Origin of the sequence: Bacillus sp. NMTD17, from assembly GCF_002998735.1 — a bacterium.
Lineage (GTDB): Bacteria > Bacillota > Bacilli > Bacillales > Bacillaceae > Bacillus.
This window is the reverse complement of sequence record NZ_PVRH01000009.1, coordinates 1-16,304: the sequence shown is the minus strand read 5'-3', so window position 1 is coordinate 16,304 and position 16,304 is coordinate 1. Positions and strand designations below refer to the sequence as shown.

The following is a 16,304-nucleotide window of genomic DNA, read 5'->3' as shown; positions in this document are numbered from 1 at the left end:
CTTAAGACAGAGCTTTTTGTAAAACGTTCGACAAACAGGCAAATTCCTCAATGGATAATGACTCACCGCGGCGCTTTCCATCAATGTCTGCTGTTTGAAGTGCTTCTTCGATGATGGCTTTATGTTTTTTTCCATCAGGTAAATTGTTCATGAGATTATTCATCAATGTTTTTCGGCGCTGACCAAAGCTCGCACGGATCAATTGAAAGAAAAACGCATCATTTTCTACTGAGACAGCAGGCGTTTCACGAACGGTTAGTTTAATCACAGCCGAATCCACATTAGGCTGTGGAACAAAAACCGTTTTAGGCACAACCATTACTGTTTTCGCTTCCGTATAGTATTGAACTGCGATAGACAGCGAATTGTATTCCTTTGATGAAGGGACTGCTGCCATACGATCTGCTACTTCTTTTTGCAGCATGACGACAATCCCTTTCAATGGAAGGTTTTCTTCAAGCAGCTTCATAATAATCGGTGTCGTCACGTAATATGGAAGGTTGGCGACAACCATCACTTCTTTACAGTCAGCAAAATTTTCCTCGATGACCTTCCTCACATCCGCCTTTAATACGTCTTGATGAATGATCGTGACATTATCATATGGAGAGAGTGTATCGTTTAAAATGGGCAATAAACGCTGATCGATTTCAAAAGCGGTGACTTTCTTTGCACGCTTAGCGAGCTGCTCGGTCAATGCACCGATACCAGGCCCAATCTCAATCACGCCGGTCTCATCCGTCACCTCTGCGTGATCGACAATACGATCGAGTATATTTGTATCAATTAAAAAGTTCTGCCCTAAGCTCTTTTTAAAAGAGAAACCGTATTTCTTCAGTATTTCCTTCGTTCTGATGGGTGTCGCAATATCTTTATTCATCGGCTTCCTCCTGCATGACGGTCTTTAAGGCCGCAATAAAATCATGTTTGGTTATTTGGAACATGTGAAGGCGCTTTTGCAGCTGCTTCGCATTGGTATATCCTATATTTAAAAGCATACCTAGTCGTTCGCGGCGGCGTTTCGATGCTTCTCCTCCGATAAGGCCTGCGTCAAATAAGTCATCTAATGTAATGTCACTTTCCGATTCTTCCATTTCCTCATGGACATGGGCTAGGCATTCTCGAATACTGTCCAAGGAAGCATGCTCGACACCAATTCCTTTGTCTCGCTTCGCCTTCGCAAGATGTTTTGGCAAAAATGCGTGCTTACAGCCAGGAACCGCTTCTGCGATGGTTTTCCGGATCTTCTCACCAGGGAAATCAGGATCAGTTAAAATAATGACCCCTCTCGTCTCCTGAGCAAGACGCACTTGTTGAATAACTGTATCACCAATAGCTGATCCGTTTGTTTCGATCGTATCTGCATCAACTGCCATCTTCACTCTGGCAGTGTCATCACGACCTTCCACCACAATGATTTCTTTGATTTTCATGTATTCCTCCGCTTGCAAAAACAATAAACAATTTTTGGTTAAAAAATGAAACCTTTCATGCTGTTTTTGCGTCTAATTAATTAGAAAACAGTGCTTCTATTATAACCAAAAAAACAGAGGGTGCGCAAAGCCCTCTGTTCATATAAATGATTTGATGTGTTTATTTGAGTACTCTAATTTTCACTCGTTTATTTCCCCATTGATAAGCTGCCGACTTATTTGGGACGAACACATCGATTTTATTCCCTTTTATAGCAGATCCAGTGTCTGATGCAACGGCATATCCATAGCCTTCCACATACACTTTAGAGCCTAGCGGAATGACACTCGGATCTACTGCTATAACCTTTGCACCCGGATTTGCTTTTAAATCAAAGCCTGTTGACGTTCTGCCCGTACATCCAGCACAGCTCGCTGTATAGGCTGTCGACGCCACATAAAATTCTTTTCCAGACGATTCATTGCTTCTTGAAACGGCAGGTGTCGCTTTAGGCTCTTTATTGGACACTTGTGTACCAATAGCCACTAAACGATCCTTGCTATCTTTTTCAGTCACTTCTTTAATCAATTCTTTAGACACCACTTTGCCGTTTTCTTTCACAATGGCATAGTGCTTCTTCAATTTACCTTCTTCACCTTTTTTAAGCACCTTCTCTTTTCCTTTTTCAAGAGAACGATCCTTTTTATGTTTGGTATCAAAAGCAATTTTCTCTTCCACTACATCGGTGACTTTTTCCACCCGAGTGATCTTTATATCTGCGCTCTTTTTAGAAAGGTTACTATGTAACGCAGGCTTGATCTTATCGTGCTTCTTGAGCCTCAGCTCTTGTTGCTTTAAAAAGTCAGCGACCGTAGTCGAAGTGGTCCACACCTTTTTATCTTTTCCTCCATCATTTACGCTGACCTGGAAGGCCTGCTGAACCACAAGATTCATATCCTTTTTAATCTTGTCATTCTTTCCTGGAGTTACTTGATCGTGCTTCCCAATATCTATCTTCTCATTCTTCAATAATGCTCCAACCGTCTGATCTGTTGTCCATATCGTTTTCTCTTTCCCATCTAGGGTCAGATGAACCGGTATAGCCGCATCATACACAATGTTCATGTTGTCTTCAATTTTTGTATTTAGACTTGGAGAGATATGATCCTCCGCCCTGGTCTTTATTCCAAGGTCTGAAAGCAGCTGTGCTACTGTCTCTTCATGTGTACGAATTGTCTTCTCTTTACCATTGATTGAAATGGTAATAGACTGCTTAGTGAGCTCATGCGCACCGTAAGCCGTCCCAGTTCCAGCTAAAAGCAAGCAAACAACTAGTAATAAAACCTTGCCTTTTCCTAGCTTAACAGAAAACAGATTTTTCATTTTTTGTACGATGAAAAACGCCTCCTTCTCCTCGGAGAGATTATATAGAGTATCTCAAAACCTGTCAACCCTTCCTCCCACTGTACAAAAATGCTCGATTGTAACCCTATTATGGGAGATTGATGGAAGGAAGGGAAGAAAGACTTATCGACAACTTATCCTATGAGGAGGCGCAAACGTGTAGAACATTTTCGTTATGTTTCACAATTGGACAAGCTTAAACAAGGATTGACATCATATACTGTCAGTTTATACCGAAAACTTTTTTCGCATTTTTTGTGGTCAATTCAGCAAGCTCTTCAAAGCTTGTTTCTCGTAACTCCGCGATCTGTTCTGCGATATATTTCACATAACTTGGCTCGTTACGTTTCCCTCTAAATGGCGCTGGCGTTAAGTAAGGGCAGTCTGTTTCAATTAAAAGCCGGTCACTTGGTATGTCCTTGACAACTTCCTTCGGTTTTTTGGCATTTTTAAATGTCACGGGTCCACCGAATGAAATATAAAAGTTCATATCCATACACGCTTTTGCGATTTCTAGGCTGCCCGTAAAGCAATGCATAATCCCTCCAACATCAGCCGCTCCCTCTTCCTTTAAGATCGTCACGACATCTTCCGTTGCGTCACGATTATGAATAATGATTGGAAGATTCACTTCCTTCGCAAGAGCAATTTGACGTCTAAAGACTTCCTTTTGTACATCTTTTGGCGACTTGTCCCAATAGTAATCCAGACCCATTTCTCCAATCGCAACGACTTTTTCATGTTGAGATAATTCTTTGATCCACAGCAAATCCTCATCTGTCATATCAATGGCATCGACTGGATGCCAGCCAATGGCTGCATAGATGAAATCATACTCTTCAATTAATTCCATTGCTCTCGTAATTGTCGGGCGGTCAAACCCTACCACCACGATTTTTTCGACTTTTTCACTTTTCGCTCTTTCGATCACCTGCTCTAAGTCTTCATTATATTGTTCAGCATTTAAATGGGCATGTGTATCAAATAACATCGTTGATTGCTCCTTTCGACAATTCTTCTAAAAAACAAAAGGTGTTCGACGAAATGTTACACGTGGAACACCTTTTGTTGATTTATAAAATTTTTGTTCCATTTGCTAGAGATCGATCTACTTCAAGAACCTGCAAGTTCCCATCAGTTTCTCCAGTTAAAATCATTCCCTGGGAAATTTCCCCTCTGAGTTTGACTGGTGTGAGATTCGCTACGCAAACGAGCTTTTTCCCTACTAATTCCTCAGGTTGATAATGCTTGGCAATCCCTGAAACAATTTGTCTTTTTTCAAATCCAAAATCAAGCTGAAGCTTTAAGAGACGATCCGCTTTTTTCACTGGGGCTGCTTCCAGTACCTGTGCTACTCGAAGATCAACTTTTGAGAAATCATCAAATGCAATTTCTGCTCCAAGCTCAGGTAATTCCGTTTCTTCTATTTCAACTTTCTCTTCTTCCTTTGGTGCACTTCCCTGCATTTTCTCTTTAATATACGCTACTTCTTCTTCAACCTCTAAACGAGGGAACAAAGGCTCTCCTTTTTGTACCGTCGCTTGTTGAATGGCACCAAAAGATAGAATGCTATCCCAGCTTTTAAGCTTCTCTTCTTCAATGCCAAGCTGGAAGAAGATTTTCTCAGGTGTTTTCGTTAGGAATGGCGTTAAGAGCACCGCTGTGATGCGCAGTGATTCTGCTAAATGATACATGACAGAATGCAGCTCTTTTCGTTTTGTTTCATCCTTTGCCAACACCCATGGAGCTGTCTGGTCAATATATTTATTGGTTCTGCTGATTAATGTCCAAACATTTGAAAGAGCCACCGAGAATTCAAGGTTTTCCATCGCTTCTTCATAGGCTTTGACTGTTTGCTCAGCTACCGCTTTAAGTTCCTCATCAAACTCATTAACTGGACCCTTATAGCTGCTTAATGTCCCGTCAAAATATTTTTGTACCATCGCAACTGTACGGTTAAGCAAGTTACCTAAATCATTGGCAAGGTCATAGTTTACACGTTCCACGAATCCTTCTGGTGTAAACACACCATCCGCACCAAATGGTACTTCACGAAGGAGGTAATAACGAAGGGCATCAAGGCCATAGCGATCAATTAATGTGACGGGATCTACTACGTTCCCTTTTGATTTAGACATCTTCCCATCTTTCATCAGCAGCCAGCCGTGTGCGAAAATTTGTTTCGGCAGCGGCAGATCTAGTGCCATCAGCATAATTGGCCAATAAATCGTATGGAAGCGTACAATTTCTTTCCCTACGAGATGCACGTTAGCAGGCCAATATTTTTTATATTTTTCATCCTGATCAGTTCCGTAGCCAATCGCAGTTAAATAGTTGAATAACGCATCAATCCATACATAGATGACGTGTTTTGGATTGTTAGGAACTTTAATTCCCCAATCAAAGGTTGTTCTTGATACAGCCAAATCCTCTAAACCTGGTTTAATGAAGTTATTGATCATTTCATTTTTCCTTGATTCAGGCTGAATGAACGTTGGATTCTTCTCATAATAGTCTAGTAAACGATCCGCGTACTTACTCATACGGAAGAAATATGATTCCTCTTTAATTAATTCGACAGGATGTCCGCTGTCAGGGCTTTTCCCGCCAATGACTTCTCCTTTTTCATTCCGCTCAACATCCACAAGCTGTGTTTCCGTATAGAATGTCTCATCAGGAATACTGTACCAGCCTTCATATTGATCTAAATAAATATCACCTTGATCAAGCAGCTTTTGAAACACTTGCTCAATGATTTTCGTATGTCTTTTTTCTGTTGTACGGATGAAATCATCATTCGAAATGTCGAGTTTCTTCCATAATGATTGAATGTCTGCTACGACCGGATCTAAATACTCGATCGGTGTAATATTTTGTTCTTCAGCTTTTTGCTGAATTTTTTGTCCGTGCTCATCTGTACCCGTTAAATACATCACATCATAGCCTTGAAGACGTTTATAACGAGCCATAGCATCCCCTGCTACTGTCGTATAAGCATGTCCAATATGTAATTTTCCGCTCGGATAGTAAATAGGTGTTGTCAGATAAAACGTTTTTTTCTTTTCCGGCATGTCGGAACCTCCTGCGTGTGTGTAAATGTCAAAAACTCCCGCCCAATGGACGAGAGCGGTTATCATCATTACATGAAAATGTGTTAGATCAATTCATTAAATTTTGCACTTGTGCTTTCTCTATGATACCATCTTAGCCTTTAAGATCAAGCATATATACATAGAACAAGATGAAATGATCGAAAAAGATGAGTTTTTCGAAAAAAACGACAAACCTGTCGACATTTTGTCGAATATTGTCGTATGAAATCTATTTCCAGATTTACAATTGTCTAATTTAGGGCAAAAGTCTTGTTAATCTGAACTCGTCATTTCTCATATTTTCATAGAAAAAACCCGAGAAATCCTTATAAATCAATAGTTTCAAGGTCTTTTGACTTTAAGAGTCATATTTTACAAACAATAGTAAACAAAATGATTGACGATTTATGGAAACCTTGTTATGCTATGAATGTAAGGAATTTGTCGAATAATGACGAAGATAATATTATATTAAGAATAAGAACTCTTTGGGAGGAGAATGAAGATGAAATCTACAGGTATTGTACGTAAAGTTGACGAATTAGGACGCGTGGTGATTCCAATCGAACTTCGCCGTACTCTAGGAATCGCTGAAAAAGACGCTTTGGAAATTTATGTTGATGATGAAAAAATTATCCTAAAAAAATATAAACCAAACATGACTTGCCAAGTTACAGGTGAAGTATCAGACGATAACCTTAAACTTGCTAATGGTAAATTAGTTCTTAGCCGTGAAGGTGCAGAGCAAATTATTAACGAAATCCAAAACCAACTTCAATCACAAAAATAAGTTTGATATAAAAAAGGTTCTTGCACCGTTTGCAAGAACCTTTCTTTATTGTTCAATATGATAGGCATCGTATATCATGCGCTTTGGTATACCACGTTCGACGGCTGTACGTTTAATGGCTTCCTTCGACGTTAATCCCTCTTCTATGTAATGGATCACGTGTTCCTTTTCAGATAAGGACTTCCACCAGACATCTTCATTTAGCTCTTCTTCATCTTGATCATTACCTTGTACAACAAGACAGAATTCACCCCGGATTTGATGCTCTGCGGCCCATGTCAGCACAGACTCTAAATCTCCACGAATAAACTCTTCAAATTTTTTCGTTAGTTCTCTCGTAATGGCGATATTCCGGTTGCCCCACACTTCCTTCATCAAAGTCAGCGTTTCTTTTAATCGATGGGGCGCTTCATAGAAAATGATTGTTTCTTGACGCTTCTTCAAAGCTTCGAGCTGTTTTTTCTTTTCCTTTTTTTGTCGGTCAAGAAAACCATAAAAGAAAAATGGCTGAGGTGTAATCCCTGATGCAATGAGTGCTGTAAGTGCAGCATTTGCTCCAGGTAACGGAACGACATAGCCGCCGATATTAGTAAAGTCTCGAACCACTTCAGCACCTGGATCTGAGATCGTCGGTAAACCAGCATCGCTCACGAGTGCGATGTTTTTTCCTTCTTTTAACCATTCGATTAACTTGTGGCCGCTGCTGTCTTTGTTATGCTCATGATAACTCGTTAATGGCGTATCAATTTCATAGACATGACAAAGTTTTTTCGTTTGTCTTGTATCTTCTGCGGCAATATAGTCTACATCTTTTAATGTTTGTATGGCTCGAAACGTCATATCTTCTAAATTGCCAATTGGGGTTGGGACGAGATATAGAATACCCATATCTGATTGACCATCAAAGCTTTTCTGTGTTTTCATGTGCCGCCTCCTTTTCTATTCGCATTTCTTCTATATAAAGGTCTTTCTTTTTCCGCGTCCACGTTTTAAAACGATATTCTTGCTGCATGGCTTCTCTTTTGGTTGCAAAACATTCATGATAATACAGCTCAACCGGCCGTCTTGCTCTTGTATACTTTGCTCCCTTTCCACTATTGTGGGTCGTCAGTCTTTTTTGTAAATCATTTGTATAACCTGCATATAGGCTGCCGTCTGCACATTTCAATACATAGAAATAATGATTATGCTTCTCCATACAGTATCGTCCTGATTTCCTCTGTATACTCTTGATCATCTCCATAAACAAAAAGAGGCGGGAGGATTTTCAGATCTGGTTTTCCATCTTTTATACCTTCTACTAAGATGGTATTGGCTTCTTTCCCCTGTTTGGGATAAACAAATTGAATTCGTTTTGGCTCAATTCGGTATTTCTTCATCAATTCCACAATCTCAAGCAGCCGACCCGGCCGATGAACCATCGCCAGTTTACCCCCTTGCTTCAGCAGCGTGGAAGAAACGCGAATGACATCTTCTAATGTACAATGGATTTCATGCCGAGCAATTGCCAAGTATTCATTTTCATTGATTTCTTCCTTAGAAGGTGTCTTAAAATATGGCGGATTACATGTGATGACATCTACTTTGTGGTTGCCGTAGCGTGCTGGCATATCATTCAAATCACCATGAATCAATTTAATCTGCTTTTCAAGTTGATTATACGCCACACTTCTTTTTGCCATATCAAACAGCCGTTCTTGAATTTCGACCCCAGTAATGGAGGCCTTAGATCGAGTCGAAAGCAGCAATGGCACAATGCCATTTCCCGTACAAAGATCAATGATCTCTCCTTTTTGGATTGGCACATACGCAAATTTCGCTAATAATACTGCGTCCAATGAAAAGGCGAAAACCGTTTTACTTTGAATAATCTTCATATCTTCGGCGAGCAAGTAATCTAATCGTTCATCTTCTCTTAACGAAACCATGATGTATCCTTTCTTTTCCTGTGAAAAAGGCTTCCGATTCAGCGGAAGCCTTTTCTCATTTTTTATTTAAAAATGACAGACAGAACAAACAGTCTCCCTCTTTACGAATGCTCCCATAATGTACATTACAAATATGGAAGCCCTCCTGATATAACCGAGCCAGGTTATCATGACCTTCTCCTATATCAGAATGACCTGGCTTCTGAGCAGAATCATTCTCTGTCTCAGACGATTTGTCCCGATCAGACTGATCCAGACGTTCACGCAAGTGCTGATTCTCCATCTGCAGCTGATGATTTTCTTCAATCACTTCACCGATATGATTTTTCAAATCACCTAACTGGCGATAAAGAGAACCGATTTGTTCTTCTAAATTGATCACCGTATCAAATAGTTCCTTTTTATCCAAGGTGGCACACCTCGTTACTCAGTTGTTTGTGCAGATACAACGCCTTCTTGTAATAATTCTTCCCACGTATATTCTATCACTTTTTCTTGCCCGGTTAATTCAACTTGCAAAATTCGTTCTAAAATGTTGAGCCCTACTACCTTTGCAGAGCCACTAGATGTCTGAATCGTTTCACCGATATCGGGCAATTGTTCTTTCGCTGTTTCATACTCATCATTCTCATATTTCAAGCAGCACATCAAACGGCCGCAAAGCCCTGAAATTTTTGTAGGATTTAGCGACAGGTTTTGGTCTTTTGCCATCTTAATGGATACTGGTTCAAAGTCTCCTAAGAATGTCGAACAGCAAAGCATTCGCCCGCAAGGACCTATGCCGCCCAGCATTTTTGCCTCGTCTCTTACACCAATCTGGCGAAGTTCAATTCTCGTCTTGAAAATTGAAGCAAGATCTTTCACTAGCTCGCGGAAATCTACTCTGCCATCCGCTGTGAAGTAGAAGATGACCTTGTTTCGGTCAAATGTAAATTCAACATCGACCAGCTTCATTTCTAGCCCGTGTTCACTTACCTTCTGAAGACATGTATCAAAGGCTGTCATCGCTGCTTCTTTGTTTTCCTCAACGATGAGCCGGTCTCGTTCGTCTGCTACACGAATCACCTTACGCAGAGGAAGAACGACATCGTGTTCATCTACTTTTTTATTAGCGATGACCACTTGTCCGTACTCAACTCCTCTGACCGTCTCTACAATGACACAACTATCATTTTCTATATGAAATCCATTAGGATCGAAATAATAGATTTTGCCCGCTTTTTTAAAACGAACACCAATTACGTTGTACAAACTTATCCCTCCTGCAACATCAACACCAATTGCTCCATCAGCCCTTGGGCATTCACGTTGGATTGAAGTCTCTTTTTCGCTTCTAATACAGCAAGGATCTGGTTCGTCACCATCTGCTGTGTGGAATGCAGCGCGTGCTGCTTCATTGTCTGGAATAAGTCTTGATAAATGACTTTATCTTCATTTCCTATTTGAATCGACAATACATCACGATATATAAATAAAAGCATATCCAGACCTGTTTCTTGAAGGTCTTTCTCTTTGAAAAAAGGCATCCATTGATCTTGTATATAAAAAAATGCATGTTCTTTTCGCTGGTGTAAGACTTCATACAATTTTATCACTTTCGCTCTAGACTCTGCAAACTGATCATTTCGACTTAATTCGAGTGCTTCTGCTAAATTATTGGTTAAATTCGACAAAAGCCTTGCAAGATGCTGAGATACGCCTTCTTGTAATAGCTGCTGCTCCAAGGATTGCGGCTGCAGCGGCTGAAAGCTAAGCATCTGACATCTTGAAATAATCGTATCCAGCATTTTATGCGATTGCTCAGTGATTAAAATTGCCATCGTTTCCCGGTTAGGCTCCTCTAGGAACTTCAATAAACTGTTCGCGGCATTGACCGTCATTTTGTCCGCATGAAGAATGATATACATTTTTCGGTGAGATTCCACACCTGCTTTTGTAAATTCCTCTTGCAATGCCTGCACTTGCGCTTTCTTAATCGATTGACCATCAGGCTGCACGAGATGTAAATCGGGATGGTTTCCTGACTCAATCCTTTTGCAGTTTTGGCAGGATTCACATGGTTTCACTCCTGCTTTCAAGCAAAAAAAGCTCTTAGCCAAAAGCATCGCAGCATCCAGCTTTCCCGTCCCTTTTTTTCCTTCAAATAAGTAGGCATGCGCAAGTCGGTCTTTATCAATACTATTAAAAATCAGCCGCATGACGCGCGGCTGCAAATCATTCATGTCATCCCAGCTAATTGCCATGTTATCACTCTCTATGTGTAAAGGTTAATCAATAAACCTTTTATTTCTCCAATACGTTCAAGCAAATCAATAGAAGGTTTCTCTTGGTCCATCATATCCTCTGTTAATTCAATCAGCTTTTCATCTAATGCTTTGACTAAAGCGAGTGTACGCGTGTTGCCATAAATGTCAAAGCTTCTTGATGTTTCTATATTTAATCCATTATCGACTGTCTCTTTCACAAAGCGCTTCACAAGCCCTTTAAACCTAGCCAAGTCCTTTAGGTTTCGTGACTTTGTCAGCTTTTTACCGAACACTTCGATATCACTCAGCATGACCGTCAGCTGCTCTAAGCGCATTTTGCCGCTTTGCGTCTCCATCGATGCTTTAAAGGAGGCAGATGTTTGGCTTCCTTTAATGCCTTGGAGTTCACGCTTTTCTAAAAGCAGCCGCATATCTTGATTAATTTTCACAGCAACCCATCCTTAGAATTGATGAAATTGTTCAACTGGCAGAATAAAGACAGTAGCTCCACCAACTTCAACCTCAACAGGGTATGGTACATATGAATCTGCGTTACCACCCATTGGAGATACAGGTGCAATCATTTGATCACGTTTGCGGCAATTTTCTTTTATAAGCTGTAATGCTTTATCCACTCGGACATCATCACAACCAATGATAAAAGTCGTATTCCCAGACTTTAAAAACCCACCAGTTGAAGCTAATTTTGTCACGCCGAAATGATGTTCAGTCAATATTTTCAACAACTTGCTGCTATCTTGGTCCTGTACAACGGCAACAATTAATTTCATTTGATTGGCCTCCTTTGTTTTAGGCACAGGTGACATGCCGATGTCTTCCTCTATATTATAACAACGATTGGGAATGAGGTCATATTTGATTTTTCTTTAATGTGTCCTGAATCACCCGAAGTACTTCTTCATAGACATCCTGTATCGGCTGAGACGCATCTACTACACGGAATCGTTCTGGCGATTGCGCAATAAGCAGTTCATAGCCTTCTCTGACCAACTGGTGGAAATTCAGCGTCTCCATGTCTAATCTGTTTTTTTCTCTTCCTTGATTGGCGTGAATTCGTTTTAACCCTTCTTCAGGTGTAATGGAAAAATAAATGGTCATTTGCGGCATCGTGCCATCAATAGCAAAGTCGTTAATTGATCTGACTTGATCAATTCCAAGCCCTCTCGCATAGCCTTGATAAGCGAGAGAGCTATCAACAAAACGATCACATAAGACTGTGTCTCCGCGCTGCAATGCCGGTTCTACCTTTTCAGCCAAATGCTGCCTTCTCGCTGCTGCATACAGCAATGCCTCTGTTTTCGCATCCATTTTCGTGTTTTTTTCATTTAAAATGACTTCACGAATCTGCTCAGCAATCTCAATGCCTCCCGGCTCACGTGTTGCCATGACTGCATATCCTTGACGTTCCATTTCTTCGTACACTTTTCGAATCACTGTCGTTTTTCCGGCGCCCTCTGGCCCTTCAAACGTAATAAACATACCGCTCATAGTGTCTCCTCTTCTATATAAACATATAATTTTCTCTGATGAATGACCTGACTTGCTTGAACATGAACCTGATGTCCAAGCAAACGGCTTAACGCCTTAATTTGATCTATCTCAATACGCTCTCCCTTAATCATCAAAGGAATACCAGGCGGATAGGGAATAATTGATTCTGCACTCATCCGGCCTGCTGCATGTTCAAATGGGACAGCCTCTATGTCTTGATTTTGCTCATCAGTCTCAATAGATAACGTCTCATTTTGGATATGTTTTTTTCCTTTGAGCAATGAATCACTTTGCTTAAGAGCCTGCTCGATCCGCTTGAAAGGAACGTCCTTCCTCTGTTCTAAGCTAAGAATAAGTAAAACCTGATGTTCGTCCGCAAGCTCTGGATGAACATCCACTGATTCAAGCACCCGTTTTAGTTCGTAACCAGTCAGTCCTTTTGTTGATCGAATGACGCATTTTAATGGATCGGAAAGCAGCGAGTCAGGCTCAACCACTTCAAGATGAGTCAGACGGTTGAACTGATCTTTCAGCTCTGTCAGTTCTTTCATGATTACATCCAATGTCCCTTTTCCTTTGATCTCCTCGACATAAGCCCTCGCCACATCTAATGAGGCCATAATTGGATAAGACGGCGAACTGCTTTGAAGCATCGTGAGCAATGTTTTCAAACGCTTCGCATCGATTCGGTCCCCTTGAAGATGAAGATAGGAACCCATCGTCATTGCCGGAAGGGTTTTATGTGCTGATTGTACCACCACGTCCGCTCCATAGGAAAGAGCAGATGGAGGAAATGCGCCGCCTAATACAAAATGCGCGCCATGAGCCTCATCAACCAAAACAACCACACCTGCTTCATGACACATGTGAATCAGCTTTGATAAATCAGCTGCATGTCCATAGTAGTTCGGATAAGTCAAAACGATTGCTCGGCAATTAGGATGTCTTGCGATGGCTTTTCTGACTGTATCATCCGTCACATGTGTTGGAACATGCAAGTGTGGGTCTATCTCAGCGTCTACCAGAATAGGCGTTGCCCCTGCAAGCTCGATCGCATGGAAGACAGACTTATGGCAATTACGCTGGACAAAAATCTCGTCTCCCGTGCGGCATGCCGCCATCACCATCGCCAAATTTCCGACTGTTGTGCCATTTACAAGGAAAAAGCTTTGATCTGAACCATATAGCTTAGTCAATAAATTTTCTGCCTCTTGAATCACACCAGTCGGGTGATGGAGGTCATCTAGACCTTCAAGCTCCGTCACATCCAGCTGAAGGATTGAAGCATAGTGGGACCGTGCCTCATCAAAAAAGACATCTCCATTGTGATGTCCTGGAACGTGAAAAGAATAAGGCTTCTTTTCCGCATGCTGTGCTAATGTTGTATATAAAGGTGTTCTCAAACAAATCGACCCTTTTCACTTTAACGATATCTTAAGTCTATTATAACGTTCAAACAAGTGAACCGAAAGATGGTTTCTCATTCCTTTATTGGATTCGCCAGCTGCTGCTCTGCCTCATACATACTGCTTTTCAATTGAGCTCGCTCTTGGCTTCCATGCTCTTTCACCTGTAACGTTTCCTGTAATGTTTCAGCTAATTGACGTTGGACCTTTTTCAACGTATCTATAGGAGCAAAAGATGCCTCTTCAAGAAGCTGTCCCTGCTGCTTCGATACCTTTTCATATGTTTTTTGGATTCGGTTCTCAAGAGCTGAGTTGGCCCGCTGCTGAATATGCGTTAACGCAATCGACATTTGGTTGATCCATAGTGGAATAGACGCAGAAACAGTTGATTGAATATGATTGGCCAAAGTATGATTCGTATGCTGGATCATCCGAATTTGAGCATTACATTGCAATGCAATTTGCCGGCTTAACAGCAAATCATACTTTCGTTCCTTTAGTCTCTCCACATACTCTTCCTCATTGACTTCTTGACTCATCAATTGCTCCTCTATTGTCCGGTCAACAGAAAGTTGCGTTTCTGAAATAGGCCGCTGCTCTAACGTTGTCATTTTCGCTTCAACTGCTGCGACCTGCAGCGTCATCTCTTGAAAATAAGTTTGATTTTCTTCAAATAAACGCTCTAATAACATATGGTCCGAGATTAATACGCCTCTTGCATAACGAAGCCTTGCTGACAATCTCTCGATCTGTGATTTTGCATGTTGAAAACGCGATATGATCTCCTGAGTAGATCGTTTATCCCGTTGAAACCATTTTAAAAAAAAACCTTGTTTCTTTGGCAGTAAATCCTCAGGCTCCACTACATGCAGCTGCTGCAAAAAGGTCTCAAGCACGTCTCCTATTTGATCAATATCTTTTTTCTCAACATATTTCATCATCTGTTGTGATTGTTCCAATAGTCGTTCCTGCACACGTGTACCATAGAAAAGCAGTTTTTGCGGATTGTCAGGGATCTGCTTAGCACGCTGCACGGCTTCTTTTTTCTCCTCATCAGATAAGGTATCAAACACCCGAAACTGAAGATCTGTAGTGGAGGCAGGTGATGGTGTGGCGTGATCTTCCGGTTTCATCGAGTTTGACTCCTTTCATCTATTTCTTCATCATTTTATCTGCTACTTCAAGCTCAATATGAAGAGCTTCTATGTCTCTTCCTAAAACTTGCTGCAAATCATTGGTCAATTGCTTTTGCAGCTCTGTCAATGTCACTCGGGTTTGGCTCAATGTCATTTCCAGCTCATGACTACGATTAGGCTGATTATACAATAGTGCATATTTCTCAGTTAGTTCAACGACAGAATCCAAGCTTTCGAAATAAAAACGCTGTGCATCATAAAATCGATTTGGCTCTTTTTTTGTTATTGTATAGATTCGTCGTGCAAGCCGAAGAACTTCATAATTATGTTTGATCGTTTGTACGTTTTTCACAGCAAATAAAGCTTTTTTTAAACGCACGAGCTTTTGCCCTGCTTCTTTTAAATGCTGTTTGATATATACATAATCACTACGAGACAGTCCGTGTTTCTTTAAAAACAATTGGAAAGCAGTCCATCTGCTCCCTACAAACATCACACCCCATCCAATCATCGCATACAGTATCGATAATCCAGCATGATGATGGAAAACCCCAATACTAACGGTTAAAATCACAAGCGAAAAAAAAGTAGAGAGGATGGCCCATATAAATGTATAAAAGATTGATTTCATGTTTATCGACTCCTATGAATAATCAGGCTCTCTGTTTATCTTATTATGAATTACGGATGATGTCCAAACTAAGTTCCAAAAAACAAGACCAATCCTTTATAGCTCATAAAAAAAGACCATCTAGTGGTCTATGAATACAAAGGCGGCGTATGAAGATTTTTAAGCTTTCTCACATAATCGGAATAGCTAGGATCCGAGGTCGATGTAGAAATTAACTTTCGCTCACAGTCTCGGCACAAAAACTGATGATATAAATAAATTCCCTTTGTCTTTTTCTCTTCACAAATCAAACAAATCGCTTCTCGCTCTTTTTTGCTCATTGTGACACCTCCACTTATAGCTTCAGTATGCCCTAGCGCTTTCAATTGTATACAAAATTAAGAATGTTTTAGATGGTAGTTTAGTATATGTATCCATGTCAGATCGGGTGTTTGTTCCTTTTCTTAAAAAACAAAAAAGACCAGTTCCGTATGGAACTGATCCTTAGAAAAGCTTGGCGGCGTCCTACTCTCACAGGGGGAGACCCCCAACTACCATCGGCGCTGAAGAGCTTAACTTCCGTGTTCGGTATGGGAACGGGTGTGACCTCTTCGCTATCGCCACCAAACCTGATGGAGAGAATGTTCTCTCAAAACTAGATAACAATGTTCATGCTTCACATTAGAATATAGGTTAAGTCCTCGATCTATTAGTATCTGTCAGCTCCACGTGTCACCACGCTTCCACCTCAGACCTATCAACCTGAT

The 16,304-nt window shown here is 40.8% G+C and carries 19 protein-coding genes and 1 rRNA gene; 1 reads left to right on the top strand and 19 read right to left on the bottom strand.

Translation table 11 applies throughout. The annotated features are described in order from the left end of the window. Nucleotide 1: 1 nt before the first annotated feature. The 5 genes from rsmA to metG all read right to left on the bottom strand — a co-directional run bounded on the left by rsmA (nucleotide 2) and on the right by metG (nucleotide 5,888). Nucleotides 2-880, bottom strand: a complete 879-nt coding sequence (rsmA, locus tag C6347_RS18700) for a 16S rRNA (adenine(1518)-N(6)/adenine(1519)-N(6))-dimethyltransferase RsmA (RefSeq protein ID WP_060595351.1) — start codon at nucleotides 878-880, stop codon at nucleotides 2-4. Then, nucleotides 873-1,433 (bottom strand): ribonuclease M5, encoded by a 561-nt coding sequence (gene rnmV, locus C6347_RS18695; protein ID WP_060595350.1) that lies wholly within the window; start codon nucleotides 1,431-1,433, stop codon nucleotides 873-875. Before rnmV ends, rsmA begins: the two co-directional genes overlap by 8 nt. Before the next feature lie 160 nt (nucleotides 1,434-1,593). Further along, the gene (locus tag C6347_RS18690) at nucleotides 1,594-2,796 is read right to left on the bottom strand and encodes a G5 and 3D domain-containing protein (protein WP_034665691.1); all 1,203 of its coding nucleotides are present in this window, start codon (nucleotides 2,794-2,796) and stop codon (nucleotides 1,594-1,596) included. Nucleotides 2,797-3,040: 244 nt separating this feature from the next. After that, complete coding sequence (locus C6347_RS18685) at nucleotides 3,041-3,808, bottom strand: TatD family hydrolase (RefSeq protein WP_034665688.1); 768 nt, start codon at nucleotides 3,806-3,808, stop codon at nucleotides 3,041-3,043. Nucleotides 3,809-3,890: 82 nt separating this feature from the next. Continuing rightward, nucleotides 3,891-5,888, bottom strand: a complete 1,998-nt coding sequence (metG, locus tag C6347_RS18680) for a methionine--tRNA ligase (RefSeq protein WP_106071956.1) — start codon at nucleotides 5,886-5,888, stop codon at nucleotides 3,891-3,893. Between the two features lie 520 nt (nucleotides 5,889-6,408). Here metG and C6347_RS18675 point away from each other — a divergent pair. Then, nucleotides 6,409-6,699, top strand: coding sequence for a transition state genes transcriptional regulator AbrB (locus C6347_RS18675; protein WP_087975202.1), 291 nt, complete (start codon nucleotides 6,409-6,411; stop codon nucleotides 6,697-6,699). 45 nt (nucleotides 6,700-6,744) lie between these two features. Here C6347_RS18675 and rsmI read toward each other — a convergent pair whose 3' ends face one another. The 14 genes from rsmI to rrf all read right to left on the bottom strand — a co-directional run bounded on the left by rsmI (nucleotide 6,745) and on the right by rrf (nucleotide 16,165). Beyond that, on the bottom strand, nucleotides 6,745-7,623 hold the full coding sequence (gene rsmI / locus C6347_RS18670; protein ID WP_106039736.1) for a 16S rRNA (cytidine(1402)-2'-O)-methyltransferase: 879 nt from the start codon (nucleotides 7,621-7,623) through the stop codon (nucleotides 6,745-6,747). Next, nucleotides 7,601-7,897 (bottom strand): GIY-YIG nuclease family protein, encoded by a 297-nt coding sequence (locus C6347_RS18665; RefSeq protein ID WP_003217970.1) that lies wholly within the window; start codon nucleotides 7,895-7,897, stop codon nucleotides 7,601-7,603. The genes rsmI and C6347_RS18665 overlap by 23 nt, the downstream gene beginning before the upstream one ends. Beyond that, nucleotides 7,884-8,627: a tRNA1(Val) (adenine(37)-N6)-methyltransferase gene (locus C6347_RS18660; RefSeq protein WP_106037504.1), complete on the bottom strand. Its 744-nt coding sequence runs from the start codon at nucleotides 8,625-8,627 to the stop codon at nucleotides 7,884-7,886. Before C6347_RS18660 ends, C6347_RS18665 begins: the two co-directional genes overlap by 14 nt. Before the next feature lie 55 nt (nucleotides 8,628-8,682). Continuing rightward, entirely contained in the window at nucleotides 8,683-9,036 is a 354-nt protein-coding gene (gene yabA, locus C6347_RS18655) for a DNA replication initiation control protein YabA (RefSeq protein WP_003217957.1), read from the bottom strand. 14 nt (nucleotides 9,037-9,050) lie between these two features. Continuing rightward, nucleotides 9,051-9,878 carry a competence/sporulation regulator complex protein RicT gene (ricT, locus tag C6347_RS18650; protein WP_012008643.1) on the bottom strand — a complete coding sequence of 276 codons (828 nt, stop codon included), beginning with the start codon at nucleotides 9,876-9,878 and terminating at the stop codon, nucleotides 9,051-9,053. Nucleotides 9,879-9,880: 2 nt separating this feature from the next. After that, a complete protein-coding gene (gene holB, locus C6347_RS18645; protein WP_106037503.1) occupies nucleotides 9,881-10,870 on the bottom strand; it encodes a DNA polymerase III subunit delta' in 990 nt (329 codons plus the stop codon). A gap of 11 nt (nucleotides 10,871-10,881) precedes the next feature. Then, nucleotides 10,882-11,322, bottom strand: a complete 441-nt coding sequence (locus C6347_RS18640; protein ID WP_058015827.1) for a YaaR family protein — start codon at nucleotides 11,320-11,322, stop codon at nucleotides 10,882-10,884. 12 nt (nucleotides 11,323-11,334) lie between these two features. Next, complete coding sequence (locus tag C6347_RS18635; RefSeq protein WP_024425625.1) at nucleotides 11,335-11,664, bottom strand: cyclic-di-AMP receptor; 330 nt, start codon at nucleotides 11,662-11,664, stop codon at nucleotides 11,335-11,337. Nucleotides 11,665-11,743: 79 nt separating this feature from the next. Next, nucleotides 11,744-12,382: a dTMP kinase gene (tmk, locus tag C6347_RS18630; protein WP_034665671.1), complete on the bottom strand. Its 639-nt coding sequence runs from the start codon at nucleotides 12,380-12,382 to the stop codon at nucleotides 11,744-11,746. After that, nucleotides 12,379-13,788, bottom strand: coding sequence for an aminotransferase class I/II-fold pyridoxal phosphate-dependent enzyme (locus C6347_RS18625; protein ID WP_106037502.1), 1,410 nt, complete (start codon nucleotides 13,786-13,788; stop codon nucleotides 12,379-12,381). Before C6347_RS18625 ends, tmk begins: the two co-directional genes overlap by 4 nt. Before the next feature lie 77 nt (nucleotides 13,789-13,865). Further along, nucleotides 13,866-14,924, bottom strand: coding sequence for a toxic anion resistance protein (locus C6347_RS18620; protein WP_106031934.1), 1,059 nt, complete (start codon nucleotides 14,922-14,924; stop codon nucleotides 13,866-13,868). A gap of 19 nt (nucleotides 14,925-14,943) precedes the next feature. Continuing rightward, nucleotides 14,944-15,558 carry a 5-bromo-4-chloroindolyl phosphate hydrolysis family protein gene (locus C6347_RS18615; protein ID WP_106031933.1) on the bottom strand — a complete coding sequence of 205 codons (615 nt, stop codon included), beginning with the start codon at nucleotides 15,556-15,558 and terminating at the stop codon, nucleotides 14,944-14,946. A 128-nt stretch (nucleotides 15,559-15,686) separates the two neighbouring features. Next, nucleotides 15,687-15,878 carry a sigma factor G inhibitor Gin gene (locus C6347_RS18610; protein ID WP_003217973.1) on the bottom strand — a complete coding sequence of 64 codons (192 nt, stop codon included), beginning with the start codon at nucleotides 15,876-15,878 and terminating at the stop codon, nucleotides 15,687-15,689. Between the two features lie 171 nt (nucleotides 15,879-16,049). Further along, nucleotides 16,050-16,165, bottom strand: a 5S ribosomal RNA gene (rrf, locus tag C6347_RS18605). Between the last annotated feature and the right edge of the window lie 139 nt (nucleotides 16,166-16,304).